Here is a 19941-nt window from a genome sequence, read left to right on the forward strand (position 1 = left end):
CCGGGCCACAAGGACATCCTCAACCCGGTCGACAGCATCATCGCCGGCGTCCGCTACGCCAACGACCGCTACGGCTCCTTCGAGACCATCGCCTTCGGCAAGCAGGGCTACTGATCGTTCCCCCACCCCAACCGATCCGCGCGCTCGTTCGTATGAGGTGATTGAGGGGTGACGGAGGGGGACGAGTGGCCGAGTGGTCCGAACTGCTCGCGGAGCTGGTGGAGGCCCGCGGGACCGAGCTGAACAGGTACGGCTTCCTGCTCTGCGGTGATCGCGGGGAGGGCGCCGACCTGTTGCAGGATGCGCTGGTCCGCGTCTTCACCCACCCGCGGGGCGGGTGGACGGTCCGGGACGTGGAGGGGTACGTCCGGCGGACGATGCTCAACCGCTACCTCGACCTGTATCGCAGGCAGCAGCGCCTGCGCCTGCTGCTGCCGCGGCTGGGCCACGCGCAGCCGGAGTCGGTGCCGGACCACGGCGAGGGCGCCGACCGGCGCCTGGACCTGCTGGCTGCGCTGGACGCGCTGACGCCGCGTCAACGCGCCTGTGTGGTGCTTCGGTTCTACGAGGATCTGCCGGTCGCCGAGGTGGCCCACCGGATGCGGCTGAGCCAGGGCACTGTCAAACGGCATCTGAGCGACGCCAACTCCCGCATGTCGGCGGCACTGGACAGCCCCGAGCAGGTCCGCACGGTCCGCGTGGCGCACATGGGAGGGAACCGGTGAACCAGCAACCCATCGAGACCGGACTACGGGACCTCGCCGAGCTCGCCGGCCCGCACCAGATCGACCTGGAGCACGTCGCCCACCGGATCCGCCGACGCCGCCGCACCCGTGTCGCGGTCGCGTCGGGCGCGGCCTGCGCGCTGGTCGCGGTCGGCGGCTGGCTGCTTCCCGCCTTGCTCTCCGGCGGCACGGCCACGGTTCCGGTTCCTCCGGCCGCCTCCCCGGCCGCGCCGGCGCCCACTGCGGCCGCCTCCTTCCCGGATCTGCCGCTGCCCACGCCCGAACCTCTGGATGCGGGTGCGCAGCAGGTGGCGGACATCCTGGGGCGGGTCCTGCCCTCGGGTCGGCTCACCGTCATGGGCGGCCGGGGCCTGCATGACAAGGGCATGGCCAGCCCCTTCGGCAGCGGCACGTACGAGCCGACCGCCTGGGGCCTCTACGACGACGGCCACGGGCTGTCCGAGGTCTCGGTGGACCTGACCCGGTGGGCGAACCCGGACACCACCCGGTTCCCGTACGTCTGCAAGCCCGACCCGGGCACGCCGGCGCTCGGACAGTGCCAGGTGGTCCACCTGTCGGGCGGCGGGGTGGTCGGCATCAACACGGTTCCCGCCGAGGGCTTCTCCGCCGCGTCATGGTGGGCGACGTACGCCGCGCCGGACGGCGCCCGCGTCGTGCTCGAGGAGGTCAACGCCCCGGAGGAGAAGGGCTACAAGCCCACCCGCCCACAACCGCCCTTCAGTTTCACGCAATTGGCACAGCTGGCGTCGAGTCCGCTGTGGAAGCCGCTGCTGGAGGCGATCCGCGCCTCGGGCGCGCAGGGCGCCGACGTCAACACGCCGTTCGGCCCGGACGGCATCGGCGCCATCTTCTACCGCCTCATCCCGTCCGGCTTCACCCGCTCCGGCTTCGCGGGCGACCCGTCGCTCGGCAACACGATGGTGCTGTCCGACGCCCAGGGGAAGGGCAGCGTCTACGGCGGCGGCATGTCCGGCGGGCCGACTCCGTCCGCGGCGCTCGCCGCCTTCCAGCGGGACTACCCGAACGCGACCCGCCTCCCGGACGGCTCCTGGCTCGGCACCGAGGAGGTCCCCGGCGAGGGCGGTCCGGGCACCGAGCAATACTGGGTCGCCGTCCAGCGGGGCGAAACCCGGGTGGTCGTCGTGGCCCTGAACAGTGTCGGACTGAAGGGCCCGAAGACGCGGCCCACGCCAGTTCTGACGATTGCTCAACTCACCGCCATCGCCGAGAGCCCGACTTGGAGGGGCGCGATGTGACCGCCCCGCCGCCCCGCCGCCCGGCGCCGGCTGCTCGCCGATGGCACCGCCGACGAGTCCGCGGTCGACGTCGGTCAGCGCGCCGGCGCCGATCAGGGCAGCCGTCCTCAGAGCGGTCGCACGTATGTCGCCACGCCGGGCTGGCCGGTCCAGGTGGGGCCGGCGTGGGGGTCGGCGCCGAGGTGCGCGAAGGGGAGGGAGGGCGGTCGGTCGGCCGAGCCCTCGTGGCGCAGGAGGTGGCGGCGGGCGTCGTATCCGTAGCCCGCGCCGCGCAGGGCGCGCAGGACCTGTCGGGCGGCGGAGCGGCCGTCGGGGAGCCGGAAGGAGTCCGGGTCCAGGTGGCCGACGAAGAGCCCGTCCGACCTCAGCCAGGTGGCGACGCGGGCGAGCAGGGCGAGCTTGTCGCCGAGGTAGTGGAGGCCGTGGACGCAGGTGATCAGGTCGTAGCGGCGGCCCGGCGGAGGCGTCCACGTGCTCAGGGAGGCGGTGACCAGCTCGGCCCCGGCCGGGCGGGGGAGCCGGGCCGTCGGCCCGACCAGATCGACCCCCGTCAGGACCGCCCCCGCGGGCAGCAGCCCCGCTGCCGTCCGCAGGGCGTGGCCCTCGCCACTGCACAGGTCCAGCCAGCTCGGCCGCTCGAGCCCCGCGAGCCGGGCGACCGGATCGAAGCCCAGCTCGCGGGCGTAGCTGTTGACCCCGCTGAGCCCGCGCTCGCGGTTCATGGTGTTGTTCGCGACGACCGAGGTGCGCTCCAACTCACTGTCCCGCAGCAACGGTTGCTGGTTCACGGCCACCTCAGGGCCGCCACCCCGACCCCCGGCTCACGCCCACGTGAGCTCACGGCCACATCAGGCAGTACAGCTGGTGTCCCGCCTCGTGCAGCCGGTTCGCGAAGTTTTGCCACTCGTGCAGCTATCCGCGCGGCCACTGCGCTGACCTGGGGAAACGCACGGAAAGTGCCCCTGAGCTGCAAGAATCACCTTTCATGATTTTCGCTGTTCGGGGGCGCTTTTCGGTGCCGTGTGCCCTGAAAGTGCCCTGTGGCCGACTCGCGGCTTCCTTGATCAGCCTTGCCCGGGGCATCGGCGGAAGGCACTGACCGATCGCTCGGGTGAGGGGCCTAGCAATCTGGACAGTCCGGCATGTCGGGGACGTCCGGGAAGGTCCGGTGTCCCTGGAGCCAGTCGGCGAGCCACTCGGCGAACGTGAACTTCTCCGGGAAGAGACGATGGCGCTCGCAGAGGGAGTTCGGGTCCCAGCCCCACATCCTGCCTTCGGGGGTGCTGAGGTCGATGCACCACCAGATCGCGCAACCCATAGTTGCGAGCGGCAGGATGTGGTTCGGGTAGAGGTCGAGTTGCTCCTGGGGCGTTGACCACTCCTGATGGATCTTGATGAGAGATTCCTCGTCGCTGAACCATCTGCCGTTGTCGGTGAGTGACACCACGTCGCCGTCGACTCCGAAGCCGCCGTTCGCGACCTCGCAGTAGAGCCTGCGAAGCAGGGACGGCATCGGGTGTCCCACGGCGGCCTCCAGTTCGGCGACCGCCTCGACCGGGGCGGGCGGGGGCAGCTGCTTGGAGTCGGCGTATGCGCGGATCTTGGCGATGATCTCTTCGTCGGTCCATTCGGTCACGGTGAACAAGCTAGAGGTCACCACTGACCGTGCCTGGCGGTTCGCCCGGCTGTGTGCCGGGGTGAGTCCTGCTGACTGGGCCCGGAGTCCCGCGACCGCGTCTGCGCAAACGGTGGGCTCAGACGTCGGCGTTCGGTGCCAGTTGGAGGCCGGCCATGGTGAGGAAGGCGGCGAGTTCGATGATGCCGCTGCCGGTTCCGTCGTCCCACAGTGTCCAGAGACGGGAGTCCTCGCCGTCCCACGTTTCGACGTCTTGGCTGGGATGCTGTTCGACGCTTCCTTCGCCGTGGCGGTAACGGAGGTAGAGGTACTGGCCGCTGGTCGTCCACGCGTTCCATTGGGACGGGTGACTCGCTGATGTTTGCACGACGCGGGCGAGTACCACGTCCTCGTGGAGGTAGGCCTCGACTGTGCCCAGGTGCTGATCGCTGGCGATGACGAGCTCGTCGTCGAGGGCGAGCAGGCGGATGCTTCTGGCTGGGAACTGGAGTGTCAGGCCGGCCGCGAAGTCGACGTGGGAGTCCTTGTAGCGAATCTCCCGTACTGAGCGGATCCGTTGGCCGACGAATTGCGCTACGGGAACGTCAGGCGGTCCGTCGGTGACCGTCACGTAGCCGTACTCGTCCATTGAGTACGGCTCGTGGGGCTGGTCCTTCTGTAGCAACAGGCCGGTGCCGGGCGTGTGGATCTGGACTGGGCCGAGGCTCTCCAGGTGGAGCCACAGGTGCAGCAGTGAGGGTTGGTGCCCGGGGTAGTGGTGCCAGGAGGTGGTCACATGCAGCAACTGCTTGCCGACCAGCTCGGTGGGGGAGAGCTCCTCGTCGTCGGTCACCTGGCGATGCTCGCACGGCCGGCGTGGGCACCCAACCCGGTTTTCGGGCCGGTTTTGGAAGTGCCCTGGAGGACAGGTCTCAGCTGCCCGTAGGCCATGCTCCATCAGCCAGACGGAGAGCGCTCTGGCCGGGGGCGAGCCAGGCGATGTTCTTGAGGTCCGGATGGTGTCCCACGAGGTGCCCCAGCGTAGTTGTCACCAGTTCTTCGCGTCCCTGGGCGGAAGGATCCCCCTCGAACGTCCACACGCCGGCCTCCGACCGCTCGGCGCGCATGACGGGATTGGATCCGTCGGCGACGGAGGCTGCCGCGCGCACCTCGTGGTAGGGCAGCGTGGTAGTGAAGGGCCAGTTGCGCTTGGGGTCCTCGTCGGCCCAGGGCCCGGACGAGTCCTCCCGAGGGATCCACAGAAGCGGCTGCGTCGTGCGGCACGCCTCGTCTACGCCCTCGTCCCAGGGGAAGCGGCCCTGCTTGTCCGGCCAGAACATCTGCGTGATGGGGAGGGGCGGACGCTGGTAGTAGTCCAGTCCGGCGCCGAAGAAGCTCTGGTACCAGCTGGGGTGGACCGGTCGGATGGCGACCGGATAGCCGGTGAGCACGTCGTGGCGGCGCTGGTCCGGTTCGAGGGGGTTGCCCTCGCGGATCGCATCCCCGAGTACGTTGAGGATGCGCATGCCCGTCTGTGCAGGGACTCCGAACACGGAGATCTCGGGGCTGCGCAGCGAGTGCCAGAGGCCGATGGTGTAGGACCAGTCGCCGGGCAGGTCCCCGCCGGCCACCCCGGACACGCTCCAGCCATGGCGGCCCACGTTGTCCGCGGTGCGCTGATCGCGGGAGTCCCAGGTGGAAGGGTCGCTCGATGCGTCGCAGAGCAGGCAGCCGCAGTCAGGTGTGGTCACGACGGCAGGGTACGGCTGCCCTACGTCGCGCCCTCGGCTGGGGTCTGATCCTCGGCCTTAGCCGTCGCAGTCGGCGTGTCGGTGGCGGGTGCCACACTGCCGTCAACGATCGGTGGATCTCGTCGACCGCGAGGCCGGCTGTTGCGGTGGAGGGCTCATGGAACATCTGACCGTGGCAGAGGCCGCCGAGAGGCGCTTCGCCTGGATCGACGAGTTGGAGGAGGACTACATCCTGCCCACCATCGCTGTGGTTGCGGGCATGGGCCGAGACGACGTGATCCGGCGTCTCCAGGGCGATCCCACCTCTCCCCGGCGTCTGACGGCCAGGCAGGCTGCAGACGAAGCGGTCAACCGTGATCGCGACGAGGATCTAGTCGGCGTGGGCACTGTCGGTGACCTCGTCTTCGTCGTGGAAGCGAGCGGCTACACCACGGCGATCCCGGGGATCGTCCGTGACCTCTCGCATGGGGGACGCTGCTTCAGCGTGAGCATCGACATCAACGGGGGAGACCGGGTCGGCTATGCCGTGGACGGCAGCCTGGTCGTCTTCGAGGAGCACTGGGGGCCCGTCCACCCGCTGAGAGAGGGCGATTCCCGATGGGATCCGGAGTGGTGCCGCGATCTCATCGACACGGAGGATGAGAGCGAGATCTGGGGCGTGAAGATCTTCGCCCTGATGGACCGCGTGATGGGCGGGTCCGCCGACCCCTCCTGGTTCACACAGCCGTTGGACACCTTTGCCATACCGTGTGCGGCCAGCTACATGAACACGCCCGCTTGGGATGTCCCCTGATCGGAACCTGGGGCGCCACCGGTAGTAGCGACAGCCGTCCCGGCAGTGACTAGTCCAGCGTGCCGGGCTGGGGCATCAGTGCAGGTCGGCAGCGAACTGGTGGGTGTGGTCGCTCGGGCAAGCGAAGATCCGCAGTTCGCCCCAACAGCCGAATGTCTTCGACGACGACCGTCACATCGTCGCTGGTGATCGTGAACAGGAGCGTGCTGGGGGCGGCGTCGGTTCCTACCGGGGTAGCGGGGCAGAGAGGTGGTCAAGGTCGATCTCCTCGCTGCGCAGAAACCGCTCGTAGGTGAATTCTTCGGCTGTTAGGACCTCCCAGGCGAAGCCACCGCCGACAACTGCGTCGCGGGCAGAGTCCGGTGCGCCAGACTTGACGCGGCAGGCAGCTGCCAGGGCGTGACCGAATGCGTCCCACCACCACATGCGCTCCCCGGCCGGAGCGTCGGCGGGGAGTGCCAACAGCTTCGTTGCGATTTCAGCTGCGCTGCGTCGGAGCGTTTCGCCATCCGCTTGGTACAGCCAGGAGCTGACCCCAGTGCTTGGCTCCATGGGCTCGACATCGTCCAGGATTGGTAGCAAGTCAGGGCGAACGATCACAACGAGCGTGAGACGCCAAGGCGCGGAGGAGTCCCAAGACGGGTCACATTCAAGGCGAAGAGACTCGACCATTTCATCCAGGACCAGCCCTAGATCGCTGTTCGCGTTCCCGACCTTGTCCAGGACCACCCCCTTCAACGACTGAAGCCAGTAGTTGATGTCGTCGGGGAACGCAAAACGGGAGAACTTCCGGCCCACCCGGGCACCGAAGCGCTTCAGTTCCATTGTCGTCAACGCTCCCCGCTTCGGGGCGAAGGTGGCGATGTAGCGCTTGTCGACGGTGGCTACATGCTCCAAGTCTGCGAATACGCCGTCGCCTGCCCCAGGCACCCCCACTCTGCCCGGGACGGCACCCTTGGAAGCTTGCCTGGCCTCGTTGCCTTCAAGGTGCACAAGCGGTGCGACTTGGACGAAATGCTTCGTATCGACGACGATGTCGCAAGTCTGCGTGATCAACGCCACACCCTGCGGCGTCTCAATCCACACCTCTTGGCCATTCGCACCCTGGACGGGTAGGCGAACAGACTCGACGATGTCGCCTTGCTGAAAGTCATCCATCTGGGGAGCTGGTCCGCGCTGGGCGTCATCCATGTGCGGAGCTGGTCCGCTGGGGGACCCTCCCTTCTCGGATGTGTCTTCCGCGCGCCCAAAGGCGTCGCGAATCTTCTGCAAGGCTCGAAACACCCCTGGCCGCCTCACGTCAACGCTCCACGCACTTCTCAGCCCCGAGCATCAACGCCTAAGGCCGCCCTCGCTCATCCGCCATGATCCTCAGTCGTCGCTGATGTTCATGCCGAGCATCCCGGCCGGCGTGTACCCAGTGCCGGAGGCAGTCTGCTGGCCGTTGCGACGGTGAGTCGCCATGAACTCTTCCAGTGGGGTCACCCCTTCCCGATCTGGCGAGAAGAGCCACGCTCGACGTTCTTGAGGGTTGCCACCAGGAGCCTTGGAAACCAACTTCTCCAAGGCGCTCAGCAGTTCAATGTTACGGGCATTCATCTGCTTGCCCGATGCCCATAGATGAACTGCTCGCCGACTCACGCCGAAAAGCCGACCCAACTGATCCCACGTCAACCCCGTGTCGGCACGCAGCTGAGTCACACCCGCTGCCGTGCTGGTACGCGGATTCGGCGCTTCAGGGCGGGCCTGCTCAGGTGTCGGAAGTTGCACATCGCGCATCTGCGGGTTGACGGTGCCTGCCTCCAGGGGCACCGCGAACGCGGGCTGGGTGGCTCCCAGGGTCAAGGTACCGACCATTGTCGCGGCCAGTGCGGCCCCCGCGACCCAGCAGCGTACGCGGGTTCCAGAATCGAGGGGCCCTAGGAGGGGCATTCCCGATGGTTCCGGGTTTAGTGGACTGGGGCCGGGCCGGGGAGTGACAGGTTGCGGAGGGGTCAGGAGCATGTTCATAGCTGTGCTCCAAACTCTTGAAGGTAGGCATCCGTGACTGCCCAGCGAAAGAAGGTGTGCGCGTGCTCCGCGCAAGCCTCGGCCGTCTTGCCAACCTGGTCGAGAAGGAGGGCAGCACTGGCATCTGGGTACTCGATGAAGGCGTCCATGTCGAGTAGCCAGCTTGGCTCGCTGATTGGTGCCAGCGACGGGTCAATCGACGCGCCCGCAGGCATGCTGCCCCACTGGGCCAGCAGTCGCTGAGCTCCAGGTTCGAAGGCAAACAAGCCCTGCGACAAGGAGTAGAGCATCTGAGCGTTGGTGCTGTCTGCGGCCCCGACCACCCCTAGGAGCTCAGGGTGGATCATGTTCTGCAATTGATCGGCGCCGAAGCCCGTCAGTCGGTTGGTGTACCGGACGCCCAAGCGGGTGAAGGCAGGGAGCTTTGTCGCTGCCACCAGTGCGGTCGCAATGTCCTTAAGCTCCGCACAGAACGCTTCTCGGCCCTTGTAATCGGTGGTCTCCAGGGCGATCGAACCGTCGGTCAACGCCACTGACGTCCGCTGATCGGCAGACCGCAAGCGCCAGACACGCCCGACGTGGGACTGCTGGATCGGTTGGCCGATCGAGAACTGGATAACGGTGTCGGCGCCCTGCTCGCTGTAGGGGTAGCGATCGGCGAGTGCGCCGATGAACGACTGTGCTGCCTGATCCCCGGCCTGGAGCACGCTGAGTGCGCCGAACCGCAGCTGGCCGATGACTCGAACGATGGGCGGATTCGTCAGACGCACGTCTGGATAGGTTCGGCTGAACAACGTCTCCCGCTGACCAGTCTCCACGCTTCACACTCTACTTCCCAGTTTCGACGACGCTCAAGAGTGTTACACCAACCAGCGGAAGGTCTGGCGCACATCGCCGCGGCCCTGCTAGCGACCACCCGCAAGGCCTTATCGATGACCTGCGAGGCCAGCGACGGACGCCCCGGGGCGCTGTGATCTGCGTTCGGCGTCCTGTGGATCTTTGTTCTGGCGGGCAGACGCCCACTGGGCACGTGGGTGGATTTCTTGCCGCGCTTCGAGGTGCCTGGCCAGCGGACCCCGGCTTTCGGAGCTGAACACCAGTGCTGCAGGATGGCCGCCCATGGGATACACCTTTACGGGCGAACGCCAGGTCCGCGCCTTCGAGTGTGGCTGTTGCAGGACCCAGGCAGACCGCACCTGGGCCTACCTCGACCGTGACGGCGAGCCATGTGCGGTCTTCTTCGCCTCCTGCTACCACCACCAAGGCAGCCCAGAGATCTACTTCGACGTCATCCTCGGCACCTGGGGCACTGACGACCAAAGCGACCACGTCACCTTCGGCGCCCGCTACGGTGCAGTGCAAGGACAGCGGGAACCGGCGTGCTCCCTGGTGACAGGCGGCGCGGTCGCACCCGACAGTGCCATCTATGGGACCAAGCTGGACCGGGAAGGGGCTCTCGCCCATCCCCGGCTTGCCGAGTTCTGGCAGATCGTCGACTTCCTCATCGAGCACGACCCGGTAGTGAGCGACTTCATCGCCGCCCATTGAGTCTCGACCCAGCTCAGGGCTTCCGGCCAAGCAGGATGCCTCCGAGGCATGTGACACGGAATGCCTTGTGCTCGGTGATCACCGCGTCAGCCAGTTCCTCGGCCCTCATGACAGTGGTGTTGAAGGGGACTCCGAGTTGGTCTGCCCAAGCCTCGTAGGAAGCCAGGTGCGCGACGATCGGCTGGGACGTGGTGACCTCGATCAAGCCCGGCAATTCTTGGACGCGAACTTCCGAGAATGCGTTGCCGAGCAGGCGTGGTGCCGCTTCCATCGAGAAGCGCGAGCTGAGTGAGACGCGCGATGGCCCTTCAGGAAGCCCAAGTACGTCAGCGGCGGCTTGCCTCCAGAGCTGGTCGAGCTCGCGCTTGTCGGTGTCGCTGTTGGTGGAGGCGATCACGAGCCCGCCGGGCTTGAGGACGCGTGCCAGCTCATTGATCGCGGCCGGGATGTTGGGCACGTGGTAGAGCATGTGCATCGCCAGTACGGCGTCCATGGAGGCGTCGGCGAAGGGGAGCGCCTGGGCGTCGGCGACCACGACGGGGCGGGGGACGTCGGCGAGGATGCCGGCGGAGATATCCATCCCGATGACGCGGAGGTCGGGCCGGTCGTGGTGGAGGCGGGTGACGAACTTGCCGTTGCCGCAGCCGACGTCGAGGACGGTACCCGTGATCTCGGCGAGTTGCCCGACGACGATGCCGGGCAGGTCGTAGCGCGGCTGCTGCCACTGGTAGATCGACTGCCGTGCGGCGAGGTGCCGCTCGTCGGCGTAGGCGCTGGTGGCCAGACGGGCCTTATCGGTTACTGCGGCGTCCTGCTGTGCGGTGTTGCTCGTCACGTGCTTGGCTCCGAGGTGGTCGTGAGGGCAGGGCGAGAGCAGGCTTCCTGGACATTCTTACGGAGGCTCAGGAGCGCGGGCGATCCAGCGAAGGGCTGCGAGGCGAGGCTGCTGTTCAGGGCCTGGAGGCGCTTGGCGATGCTGGCGGTGAGACGCTCTGGGCCAGCCTGCATCACGACGTTGAGCGCTTCCTGCGCGCCGTCGGTGTCTCGGCTGGCGAGGTGCGCCTTGGCGAGGTCGAGGTGGGCGGCAAGCAGGTCACCGGACGATTGGTCGGCCTCTGGAGCCGCTTGGTAGAGAGCGATGGCCAGATGCGATGCCTCGATCGCTTGGGGTACCCAGCGCGTGCTGTCGAGAGCGAGCAGCGCGGTGCCGGCGTAAGCCCACTGCTTGGCCTCGGGGAAGTCGAAGACGCCGGGTAGATCCACGACTGCCGAGCCGGTGCGGGCCTCAGCAGCGGACTCGATGGCGCGCAGCGTTGCGGCCTGGTCGCCGACCGCGGCACAGGCGCGGGCTTCGAGGCTGAGGAGGCGGGCGCCGACGGTGCCGCCGTCGCTGTACGGCATTCCTGCTCGGGCGAGGTCGGCGGCCCGGGCATAGTCACGCTGCCAGTAGGCGATCAGTGACTGGATGGAGCGGACCCAGGCGCGTAGCCCGTTGTGGCCCGCGTGTTCGGCGCAGAGCCAGGAGGTGCGAGCGTGAGTGGCGGCGACGGCGTAGTGGCCGAGGTCGAGGGCGATGTGGGTGGCGAGTCCGCCGAGGCGGCCTGCGGCGAGGTAGAGCCGGATGGTCTGCTGCGGGTGCTGGCGGCCCTGGAGGAGATCGAAGACGCTGCGGCGGAGGCAGCTGATCTCGTGGATCAGGTCGGGGACCGGCTTGCTGACGTACTCCACCGCGAGGCGGGCGATGTCCGCCTCCAACTGCTCCAGCAGGATGTCGTCGACGTTGGTGCTGCTGGCGAACCGCAGGAACAGGGCTGATTCGGCGGAGTCGGTCGCGATGGCGGCGACCATGTCCCGTGGGCTCGCGGATCGCCGAGCTTCGGGTAACTGCACGGGAACGGCGATAGGTCGGGCTGCCTCGGTGTCCGTTCCGTCGAGTAGGTCAGCGAGTTGATCGACGGTGACGTCGAGAGTCCCGGCCAGCTTGGGGCGCATCCACGGTTGGGGCGCGGCATGGCCGCTCTCCCACCGCCCGACGGTGGTCCGGTCGACCTCCATCGCCTCGGCCAGCGACTCCTGGGTGTGTCCGACCGCCTTGCGGCGCTCGATGAGCCTGGGCCTCCTGGTCGCCATGCACGTCCTCCTCGACGAGCCGGACTCGCCTGGAGTGCGACGTCCCAGCTCAGCGGTCGGTTTGCAGCACGGATGCGTCCTGTGCGCATCAATTCTGCCGTGGTTCCGTGCTCTTGAGAGCGGTTTGGTGGAGACACCCGGGAGCGCCCGGGGTGAGAGAAGGCCGGCGGAAGTCGGTGCACGCTCCTCCTCGAAAGGCCAGCCATGTCCGTTCTTGCCCCTCCGCCGAGTCAGCTCGGTCCGGGCTTCCGCGTGGAGCCCGCCGCCGACGCGGTGTCCGCTGCGCGCCGGACGATCTCGGACCTGGTGATCGGGCGCGAGCTGCCGCTGACCGATGCCGCCCGCCGAGACGTGGCCCTGCTCTCGGCGGAGGTCATCACCAACGCCGCCCGGCACACGGGTGGTGCCTGCGTGGTGCTGGTCCTGTGGACCGGTGAGCGCCTGCGCGTCGAGGTCACCGACACCGACCCCGAACTGCCCACACCGAGGGGCTTCGACCCCACCGTGCCGCACGGTCGCGGTCTGCTCCTGGTGGCGGCCCTCGCCGCCGACTGGGGAGCCGAACCCGACCCCGCCGGCAAGCGGGTCTGGTTCGAGGTCGGCCCAGACTCGCGCCTCGACGGCGAGGAACGGCTCACCGCACTCGTGCGCGTGGCCGCGCCGATGGCCGCCGGCTTCACCCCGAAAGGCAGCACCTGACCCCCGGCTCCTGGCCCGGTCGCGACGCGGGCCAGGGAACGGAGCCCGGCCCCGGCCTGGGTTCCCGCACCACGCGGTGGCTCCCGGTTTCACGCTCCCCCGCGACGGGGCCGCCGCACACAACCCGATGGACCGGGCAACCGGCCCGGTCCGCACTTCTCACGCAGGAGGTCTGCGATGCACGAGCACCTCACCAGCGCCACCGAGCAGGAGAGCGACGGCCTGCTCATCGCCCGCACCCGGGTCGCCGCCGCCCGCTCGCGTGCGGCCATGCAGGAGTCCGACGGCGGCTCCACCGGCGTCAGCGACAGCAACGACTGACGGCTGATCCGATGACCACCGAGCCCTTCTCGGTGGCCCAGCGCCTGGGCGGGGACGACTTCCTCGCCCAGGCGTTCGGCCGCAGCTACCTGGTCGCGCGCGGCGAAGCCGCGTCCGTCGCCTCTCTGATCAGCTGGGACGACCTGAACTCGATCCTGGCCCGGCACCGGCTCGACGCCCCACGGTTCCGCCTCGCCGCCGACGGAGAGCCCGTCCCCGCCTACCGCTACACCCAGCCCGTCGTCACCCGCCGCAGCACCGTCTGGCAGCGCCTGCAGCCCGACGCCCTGCACCAGCAACTGGCCGCCGGAGCGACGCTGGTACTCGACGCCGTCGACGAGCTCCACCCCGGTCTGCACCACCTCGCCGCCCAGCTGGAGCGCTGGCTGCGCACCTCCTGCCAGATCAACCTCTACGCCTCCTGGACCGGCACTGAGGGCTTCGGCACCCACTGGGACGACCACGACGTGGTCGTCGTCCAGCTCGATGGCGCCAAGCGCTGGCGTCTGTACGGCCCCACCCGCACCGCCCCCATGCACCGTGACGTCGAGGCGCCCGAGCCCCCGCCGTCCGAGCCTGTCGCGGACCTGGTCCTGTCCGCCGGCGATGTCCTCTACCTCCCACGTGGCTGGTGGCACGCGGTGGCCGCGTCCGAGGGCCAGCACTCCCTCCACGTCACCTGCGGCCTGCAGTCCCACAGCGGAGCCGACCTGATCACCTGGCTGTCCGAGACGCTCCGCGCCCACGAGGGAGTCCGGGCAGAGGTGCCCCGCCTGGCTGGTGACGCGGACCAGCGGGCCTTCGTCGACGAGTTGCGCAAGCTGCTCCTGGAGGAGCTGGACAGTCCCGACCTCGTCGCCCGCTTTGCAGCGGCCCGGGATGCGACCGAGTCCCCGCGGCTTGCACCCTCTCTCCCTTTCGTCAACGGGGCCCCGCCGCAGCCGGATCTGCCGGTCCGCCTGCTGCCGTCGCGCCCGGCCCTGTCCACGGACAGCGATGGGAACGTCCACCTGGTCGCCGGGGGAGAGGACTGGACGTTCGCCGCCCCCGTGCTGCCGCTCCTGGAGCAGCTCGCCGATGGCGGCCAGCATCGCCTCGCCCTCCTGGCCGACCGCGCAGGCCTCACCCTCACCCAGGCGGCCTCCGTGGTCACCGAGCTCGTCAAGGGCAACGCCGCCGCCCTCGGGGGCAACAGGTGAGAACTCGCATGGGGCTGGGTACCTACCGCTGCCCCGACGTCCGCCGGGCCGCCTCGATGGCGGCCCGGTGTGGCGCCGACTGGCTCGACACTGCCCCCAACTACGCCGCAGGCCAAGCAGAGACAGCCCTCGCCCCCGTCCTGGCCCGGCACTCCCGCGTCCGGGTCTCCACCAAGGTCGGCTTCATCGCTGAAACCGACCGGTCCGTCGCCGTCGCGGCAGGGGTCCTCACCGAGGTAGAAGCCACGGAAGGCCACAGCCTCAAGCCGGACTATCTGCGCTGGCAGATCGCACGCAGCCGCCGCCATCTCGGCCGGATGCCCGACCTTGTCTTCCTCCACAACCCCGAGCACCACTGCCCACCCGAGCACGTCAACGAGCTGCTGTACACGGCGTTCACCGTGCTGGAGGAAGCCTGCGCCGACGGTCAACTGCGTGCCTACGGCGTCGCCACCTGGAGCGGGTTCAGCGGCGGCCTGTTCGACATCCCCACCCTCCTGGGCGCCGCCTTCCGCGCTGGGGGAGCCGACCACCGCCTGCGTGCCGTCCAACTCCCGCTCTCCATCGTGCGCCTCGCCCCCATCGCCCAGGCGCTCGAAGGACGCGGTGTCCTCGCTGACGCCCGCGCCGCGGGCCTGGCCGTCTTCGCGTCCGCGCCGCTGCACGGCGGCCAGGTCCCCGAGCTGTTCACCCCGGAGCTGATCGACCTGATCGCGCCGGGAGGCACTCCGGCCCAGGCAGCGCTCGCCGTGATCGGGTCCGCGCCGGGCGTGCGCCGAGTCCTCATCAGCACCGGCAGCCAGGAACACTGGCACCAGGCCGTAACCGCGCTCGACGGCCCTGTGTTGAGCAGGGACCAACTCCAGAGGATCACGGATGTACTCGGAACCTGACACCGCCACTGCCGACCGCATGCGCAAAGCCCACGCCAACGCCGCGCGGACCTTCAGAGCCCGAGTCGTCGGCGAGGGTGAATCATGGGGCTGGCGCGGACGCACCCTCAGCAGGCGCGTCACCACCGAGGAAGGCGAGCGCTGGCTCCGCCTCGTCTCGGCACCGGCCGACAAGGCCGGCGGCAAGCTATGGGAGGGCCCCACCGAGGCGGAACTCGCAATGCCCGCGAGCGTCCCCCGCCCGCGACTACGCGCCTCTTCCGCCTGGACGGACGACACGGACGCCTACCTGGCCGAGCTCTATGACGTCGTCGCGGACACGACGATCGCCACGGACAGCCCCGTCCTGCGCTCTGCTCCGCGCCTCTCGGGAGAGTGGTGGGTCGGGCTGATGATCGCGCTCGACGCGGTCCGTGACGTCCCCACCGCCCGAGTCGCGCTGCGCCAGGAGTACCTGGAGCGGGCCATGCCGGAGTACCTGGGTTTCATGCCCGGTCAGGACGGAGTCGTCTGGGCCGCCGCTCACGGTGACCTGCACTGGGCCAATCTGACCGCTCCAGGGCTGCACATCCTCGACTGGGAGGGATGGGGCATGGCACCTGCGGGCTACGACGCCGCCATGCTCCACACCTACAGCCTCCTCGTCCCCGACGTTGCGGCGGACGTCCGGCACCACCTGTCCAACCAGCTCGACACGCCTTCGGGTCGCTTCGCCGAACTCGCGGTGATCACCCAGCTTCTGCAGACCAACAGGAGAGGTGACAACCTCGACCTCGCAGAGCCCCTCCGAGCCCGGCTGGCGATCCTGCGAGAGGCAGAGGACGTCGCGCTGGGGTAACCGTGTCCAGCCCGCTGTCCGGCCGGGCCGGACGTGCACGTACTCTCTCGGGCATGCGCCACCAGTACCACCCGGCTGAGCCCGTTGCCGAGGGCCTGTGCCCGTCCATATGTAAGGCCGACCTGGATGCGGTGCTCGCGGTGGGCTGGGTTGACCTTGGTCACCTCGCTCCTGGCGAGCGGCGCTTGGCCTCGCGTTTTTACGAGACGGCGGCTGTCGACCGCGCGCGTCTCCGGGCCGTGCAGGAGGTCGCGCGCTCCTCATATGAGGAGTGGACCGGGAGTCGCCCGCATCCGATGGGGTCGTCGTACGCGGGGACTGCGCTCGGGTGCTCGGATATCGATCTGTACGCCCCGATGCCCGAGGGCTGCGGGAGCCTGGGAGAGCTGGAGACGTTGCTGGCGGGGAGGGCGGTCTACCGCAAGACCCGCCCGGGGCCGACTGGTGAGGACCGGCATCTGTTCAGCTACCACGAGGGCGGAACCAGGGTAGACCTCAACTTCGTTCCGCCCTCCGACTACCGGCTCGCGCTGGCGGTCGTCCACGAGATCCGCAGGGGCCTGACCCGCGAGGACCGCGTCGCGCACACCTGGGTCAAGCACCTGCTCCAGGAGCGCGCGGCCGACGACAGCTACGACGCTTGGAAGACCGCCATGCGTCTGCGGTCCTCGGCGACGCTTCGGGCGCTGATGGCGACCGGCGCTGCTGACAGCCCGGGGTGGCTCCAGGACTGCGCTCCCCTTGGTTGTGGGTGAGTTGCCGGGGCTCGGCGGGCACCGCTGTTGGAGGGGCTTGGGGGTGGGAGCGAAAACACTCGTTGCACCCGTCGCACCGCAGGTCAGGTGGAGTACGGGTATCGAATCTGGGACGGGTGCAGCCGTCCCAGACCCGTCCGCCATGGTCGACACATGGACTGGTCGGCGGGCGCGGCACGTCAGCAGCGGCGGACCAGGAACACGCCGCGGCCCCACATCGCTCGGGTTGAGCGATGTGGGGCCGCCGTCGGCGGTGCGGCTCACGTTGGCGGCTACTCGTAGCGGAACTGGTCGTAGAGGTCGCCGAGGCGGTCGAGTTCGGCGCGGTCCTTGGCGCTCAGCCGGGACTCGACGAGGTCCAGGTCCGGCTTGCCGCCGTTGTTGCGCAGGTCGTCCGCGGTGATGTGACGGATGAGGATTTCCGCGATCTTGAGACTGATCTGCTCCTTGGTGCGGGTCTGCGCGCCACGGGTGTAGTCCTTGCGGATGCGGCGACCGCCAACGACGTCGGAGAGGTAGTCGTACTCGGCGCAGTCCTCGGCCGTCATGCGGGAGCGCATCATCGCCGGGGTGATGAGCGTGCCCGGCAGGTACACCTCGACGTAGGGGTCGATGAGGGTGTCGAGGCGGAGCTGGGCCTCGGGGCGGGTGATGTTGTCGCCCGGCTTCGCCCTGCGGGTCTTGATGTCCGCGATGGCCCCGTCGGTGGCGTCGTAGTCGCGCATGAGTCGGCTGGCGTTGTCGAACGCCTCCTTCTCGGCGCGCGTGGCGCTCTTGAGCAGCGCCATCTCGACCGGGGTGAACGCGCGGCCGTCGCGCAGGTGGGAGAAGGTTTCGGGGCCGCGCTGCTCGCGGGGGAGGAAGTCACAGTCGAAGAGCAGGTCGAGGACGTCGCGGCGGATGGCGGGCTTGGGCATGAGGGCTCCTTCGGGTGTGCGGCAGGGGTTCGGGGGCGGTGACGAGCTCGGGGGCCGACAGCGTGGAGGTGGTGATCGGGGCATGTGTTGATCCCTGCTGGTCATCGGTGACGGTTGCGGTCCGGGGTGATGCCCGGCGTCCGTGCACTGGACGCCGGCGTGCTGGGCCTAGTGGTGAGGCGGCTTCGGGTGAGGGCGCTGTGGGCGCGGCGGTGGTGCTGCTGGGCTTGCTGGTCGTGGATCCGCCACAGGAGCAGCGCGGCCGGGTTGTCGGCCTGGCCGAGGTCCTTTCGGTCGTCGTCCCCGAGGGCAACTGATCCGCTGCCGCTTGCGTCGGCGTGGTGGAGGGCGGTTGCCAGGGCGGGCCAGTGGGGGTCGGTGGTGATCCGCTCGGCCAGCCCGGGGGCATGGGCGTGGATCCAGGTCTGCCAGCGGGCGTTGACGCGCGGGTCGGGGGCCTGGCGCGTGAGGTGGGCCAGCGGCTGGGCGGCGGTCTGCTGGTAGGCGGCGCGCAGGTGGATGAGGGTCTGACGGGCGGCGTGTTCCTGCTGCTCGTGGCGGTGGGCCTGGTGCCAGCGAGCGGCGGCGAAGACGGCGTCGATGAGCACGCAGAGGAGCCAGGTGACGGCGTCGCCGGTGCCGTGGGTGTGGGTGAGCTGGTAGGCGAGTTCGCGTGTCGCTCGGCCGGCCTGGTAGTCGGCCTCCTTCCTGGAGCGGGTGGCGCGTTCGAACACGACGGTGGCGGCACGAAGTTCGTTGCGCACTGCCGCTGGTGCGGTGTGGGTGGTGGCGTCGAGGAGGGCGCCGAGGGCGTGTATGTGGTCGGCGGCCTCCTGGTCGGTGGCGTGGTCGAGTGTGCGCGGGTAGTGGTCGAGATGGCGGGCAGCGTGCCGCCACGGGTCGCCGGGCTGGTAGCCGCCTACGAAGTGCTCGGCCGCCGCGAGGCGGGTGAGGATCTTCGGGAGGGACAGGTCGGGAGCGAGGCGGCTGCCGGAGAACCACACCGGTTCGCGGCCGGGCTCGGGTTGGTGGGCGAAGGTGATGCCGCGGATGTCGCCGGACGGCTTGCGCGCCACGTTCGCGAGCACGCCCTGGACGGCGAGGTGGGCGACCAGCTCGTCCACCGAGGCGCTGGCCGTGAGGGCTTCGCGGACTGCGGTGCGCAGCCGGACGCTCGCGGCAGGCCGGTTCTGCCGGGTGGCCTTGAAGTGCTCCTTGTGTCCTGGGCGTTTTGCCGCGGTGCCGTCGCCGCGCCGCACCAACTGGAGGCCGAGGTCTTGCTCGATGCGGTCGACCTCGCGTCGCATCTCCTTGATCCAGTACTTGGGTTGTTCGGGGGCGCGGCCGTCCTGGCGGACCAGGCCGACCAGGAGGTGGATGTGGTCATCCGCGTGCCGCACCGCGATCCACCGCGGGCCTTTGGTGTCGCCGTCGACCAGTAGGCCGCCGGCCGTCAGGACGCGTCGGGCAACGCTCGCCCACTCGGCGTCGGTGAGCTGCCTGTCGCCGGGGGCGGTGCGGATGGGGATGTGCAGGTACTTCACCTTCGGTCGCTGGTCTGGGCGCAGGGCCTTGATGGGGATGTCGAGTCGGGCGGCGAGCTGGCCGACCGTGTGCTGGTCGGGGTGGCGGCCGGGGTCTGGGGCGCGGTCGATCCAGGCTGCGACCAGGTGCGGGTCGGTGTGCTCGTTGGAGCGGCCCGGCCCGAAGAGGTAAGCCACGGTGTTGTGGGCGTAGCTGCGGGTGGAGATGGGCTTGACGATCAAGTGCGGTTCTCCTCAGTCCCGCACGAGGCGGACGGCGGTGGTCTCGACGCGGTCGACGGCCTCGTCGATCCGTTCAAGCAGCCGCGCGTGCGCCTCGGTGAGCGTGCCGCCCTGGTGGAGGTAGCGGGTCCACTGGTTCAGCAGGTTGCCAATCTGGTCCAGGGCGGTGGTGGCCTCGTCGAGGCGCTGGATGCCGGCGCGGAAGTCAGCGACGGCGGCGCGTGGGTCGTCGTGTCCGGCGGCGAGGAGGGTGGCGAGCGCGGTGTACGTGCCCGGCATGCAGTCGTTGGCCTTGGCGGCGGCGGTGATCGCCGTCCACTCGGTGTCGTTGAAGCGCGGGTACGCGCGGTTCTCCCGCTGCTGCGGATCGCGCTTACGGCGGCGCACGCGTTCCAGGAACGGCACCCCCGGGCCGGACTCTCGCTCGGCCGTCCCGGTCGGGCGCGCCGCCCCCACCGGGGTGGCACCGGGATAGGGACGCCTTATCCCGCTACTTGCTCCCCCGTCAGGGGCCTCCCGGTCAGCCGACCAACCGTCACCATGACCGGTGACGGTCACCATCTCTGAACCGAGGTCAGTGCCCCGGTTGCCCTGGTTGGTCGGGTCGGTGCGGTCACTGGCGGAGGCCAGGGGAGTGCGGTCGGGCTGCTGGCCGGTGGGCATGGAGGTGCTCCAAATGTCGTGTGGAGGGGTGGGCCCGGCTC

At 69.2% G+C, this 19941-nt stretch carries 22 protein-coding genes; 10 read left to right on the forward strand and 12 right to left on the reverse strand.

Annotation, left to right across the window (positions count from 1 at the left end; translation table 11 throughout):
- Positions 1–185 precede the first annotated feature (185 nt).
- Both TR48_RS22580 and TR48_RS22585 read left to right on the forward strand, forming a co-directional pair.
- Positions 186–725 (forward strand): sigma-70 family RNA polymerase sigma factor, encoded by a 540-nt coding sequence (locus TR48_RS22580; RefSeq protein WP_042370252.1) that lies wholly within the window; start codon positions 186–188, stop codon positions 723–725.
- Complete coding sequence (locus TR48_RS22585; RefSeq protein ID WP_042370253.1) at positions 722–2002, forward strand: hypothetical protein; 1281 nt, start codon at positions 722–724, stop codon at positions 2000–2002. Before TR48_RS22580 ends, TR48_RS22585 begins: the two co-directional genes overlap by 4 nt.
- A gap of 107 nt (positions 2003–2109) precedes the next feature.
- On the opposite strand, the gene TR48_RS22590 is transcribed toward TR48_RS22585, so the two are convergent.
- From TR48_RS22590 to TR48_RS39130, 4 genes are all read right to left on the reverse strand, one after another.
- On the reverse strand, positions 2110–2790 hold the full coding sequence (locus TR48_RS22590; protein WP_236652270.1) for a class I SAM-dependent methyltransferase: 681 nt from the start codon (positions 2788–2790) through the stop codon (positions 2110–2112).
- Positions 2791–3122: 332 nt separating this feature from the next.
- Positions 3123–3638 carry an SMI1/KNR4 family protein gene (locus TR48_RS22595; protein WP_063771041.1) on the reverse strand — a complete coding sequence of 172 codons (516 nt, stop codon included), beginning with the start codon at positions 3636–3638 and terminating at the stop codon, positions 3123–3125.
- Positions 3639–3756: 118 nt separating this feature from the next.
- On the reverse strand, positions 3757–4470 hold the full coding sequence (locus TR48_RS45695) for a hypothetical protein (RefSeq protein ID WP_236652271.1): 714 nt from the start codon (positions 4468–4470) through the stop codon (positions 3757–3759).
- A 79-nt stretch (positions 4471–4549) separates the two neighbouring features.
- Positions 4550–5368 carry a DUF4262 domain-containing protein gene (locus TR48_RS39130; RefSeq protein ID WP_084729659.1) on the reverse strand — a complete coding sequence of 273 codons (819 nt, stop codon included), beginning with the start codon at positions 5366–5368 and terminating at the stop codon, positions 4550–4552.
- Between the two features lie 112 nt (positions 5369–5480).
- On the opposite strand from TR48_RS39130, the gene TR48_RS22615 reads away from it, so the two are divergent.
- A complete protein-coding gene (locus TR48_RS22615; RefSeq protein ID WP_152628110.1) occupies positions 5481–6161 on the forward strand; it encodes a DUF6461 domain-containing protein in 681 nt (226 codons plus the stop codon).
- A 225-nt stretch (positions 6162–6386) separates the two neighbouring features.
- On the opposite strand, the gene TR48_RS22620 is transcribed toward TR48_RS22615, so the two are convergent.
- The 3 genes from TR48_RS22620 to TR48_RS22625 form a co-directional block, all read right to left on the reverse strand.
- Complete coding sequence (locus TR48_RS22620; protein ID WP_042370256.1) at positions 6387–7319, reverse strand: hypothetical protein; 933 nt, start codon at positions 7317–7319, stop codon at positions 6387–6389.
- A gap of 213 nt (positions 7320–7532) precedes the next feature.
- The gene (locus TR48_RS42160) at positions 7533–8006 is read right to left on the reverse strand and encodes a helix-turn-helix domain-containing protein (RefSeq protein ID WP_152628111.1); all 474 of its coding nucleotides are present in this window, start codon (positions 8004–8006) and stop codon (positions 7533–7535) included.
- Between the two features lie 161 nt (positions 8007–8167).
- Positions 8168–8989, reverse strand: a complete 822-nt coding sequence (locus TR48_RS22625; RefSeq protein WP_042370257.1) for a TIGR04255 family protein — start codon at positions 8987–8989, stop codon at positions 8168–8170.
- A gap of 301 nt (positions 8990–9290) precedes the next feature.
- Between TR48_RS22625 and TR48_RS39135 the strand changes: the two genes are divergently transcribed.
- Positions 9291–9719 carry a hypothetical protein gene (locus TR48_RS39135; RefSeq protein WP_052442896.1) on the forward strand — a complete coding sequence of 143 codons (429 nt, stop codon included), beginning with the start codon at positions 9291–9293 and terminating at the stop codon, positions 9717–9719.
- Positions 9720–9732: 13 nt separating this feature from the next.
- On the opposite strand, the gene TR48_RS22635 is transcribed toward TR48_RS39135, so the two are convergent.
- Complete coding sequence (locus TR48_RS22635) at positions 9733–10554, reverse strand: class I SAM-dependent methyltransferase (protein ID WP_042370258.1); 822 nt, start codon at positions 10552–10554, stop codon at positions 9733–9735.
- Positions 10551–11849, reverse strand: coding sequence for a helix-turn-helix domain-containing protein (locus TR48_RS22640; RefSeq protein ID WP_052442897.1), 1299 nt, complete (start codon positions 11847–11849; stop codon positions 10551–10553). Before TR48_RS22640 ends, TR48_RS22635 begins: the two co-directional genes overlap by 4 nt.
- A 204-nt stretch (positions 11850–12053) precedes the next feature.
- On the opposite strand from TR48_RS22640, the gene TR48_RS22645 reads away from it, so the two are divergent.
- The 6 genes from TR48_RS22645 (at position 12054) to TR48_RS22665 (ending at position 16554) form a co-directional block, all read left to right on the forward strand.
- Positions 12054–12548, forward strand: coding sequence for an ATP-binding protein (locus TR48_RS22645; RefSeq protein ID WP_152628112.1), 495 nt, complete (start codon positions 12054–12056; stop codon positions 12546–12548).
- A gap of 177 nt (positions 12549–12725) precedes the next feature.
- Positions 12726–12869 carry a hypothetical protein gene (locus TR48_RS44455; RefSeq protein WP_170183555.1) on the forward strand — a complete coding sequence of 48 codons (144 nt, stop codon included), beginning with the start codon at positions 12726–12728 and terminating at the stop codon, positions 12867–12869.
- An 11-nt stretch (positions 12870–12880) separates the two neighbouring features.
- Positions 12881–14068, forward strand: a complete 1188-nt coding sequence (locus TR48_RS22650) for a cupin domain-containing protein (protein ID WP_042370259.1) — start codon at positions 12881–12883, stop codon at positions 14066–14068.
- Between the two features lie 8 nt (positions 14069–14076).
- Positions 14077–14961 (forward strand): aldo/keto reductase, encoded by an 885-nt coding sequence (locus tag TR48_RS22655; RefSeq protein WP_042370260.1) that lies wholly within the window; start codon positions 14077–14079, stop codon positions 14959–14961.
- Positions 14945–15799 (forward strand): hypothetical protein, encoded by an 855-nt coding sequence (locus TR48_RS22660; protein WP_042370261.1) that lies wholly within the window; start codon positions 14945–14947, stop codon positions 15797–15799. Before TR48_RS22655 ends, TR48_RS22660 begins: the two co-directional genes overlap by 17 nt.
- A gap of 53 nt (positions 15800–15852) precedes the next feature.
- Positions 15853–16554 carry a hypothetical protein gene (locus TR48_RS22665; protein ID WP_042370262.1) on the forward strand — a complete coding sequence of 234 codons (702 nt, stop codon included), beginning with the start codon at positions 15853–15855 and terminating at the stop codon, positions 16552–16554.
- Between the two features lie 272 nt (positions 16555–16826).
- Here TR48_RS22665 and TR48_RS22670 read toward each other — a convergent pair whose 3' ends face one another.
- The 3 genes from TR48_RS22670 to TR48_RS42165 all read right to left on the reverse strand — a co-directional run bounded on the left by TR48_RS22670 (position 16827) and on the right by TR48_RS42165 (position 19900).
- A complete protein-coding gene (locus tag TR48_RS22670) occupies positions 16827–17471 on the reverse strand; it encodes a hypothetical protein (RefSeq protein WP_037602354.1) in 645 nt (214 codons plus the stop codon).
- Positions 17472–17572: 101 nt separating this feature from the next.
- Positions 17573–19237, reverse strand: coding sequence for a relaxase/mobilization nuclease domain-containing protein (locus TR48_RS22675; protein ID WP_042370263.1), 1665 nt, complete (start codon positions 19235–19237; stop codon positions 17573–17575).
- Positions 19238–19249: 12 nt separating this feature from the next.
- Complete coding sequence (locus TR48_RS42165) at positions 19250–19900, reverse strand: hypothetical protein (protein ID WP_152628114.1); 651 nt, start codon at positions 19898–19900, stop codon at positions 19250–19252.
- Positions 19901–19941: the final 41 nt, after the last annotated feature.

This window comes from Streptacidiphilus neutrinimicus, assembly GCF_000787815.1.
Lineage (GTDB): Bacteria > Actinomycetota > Actinomycetes > Streptomycetales > Streptomycetaceae > Streptacidiphilus > Streptacidiphilus neutrinimicus.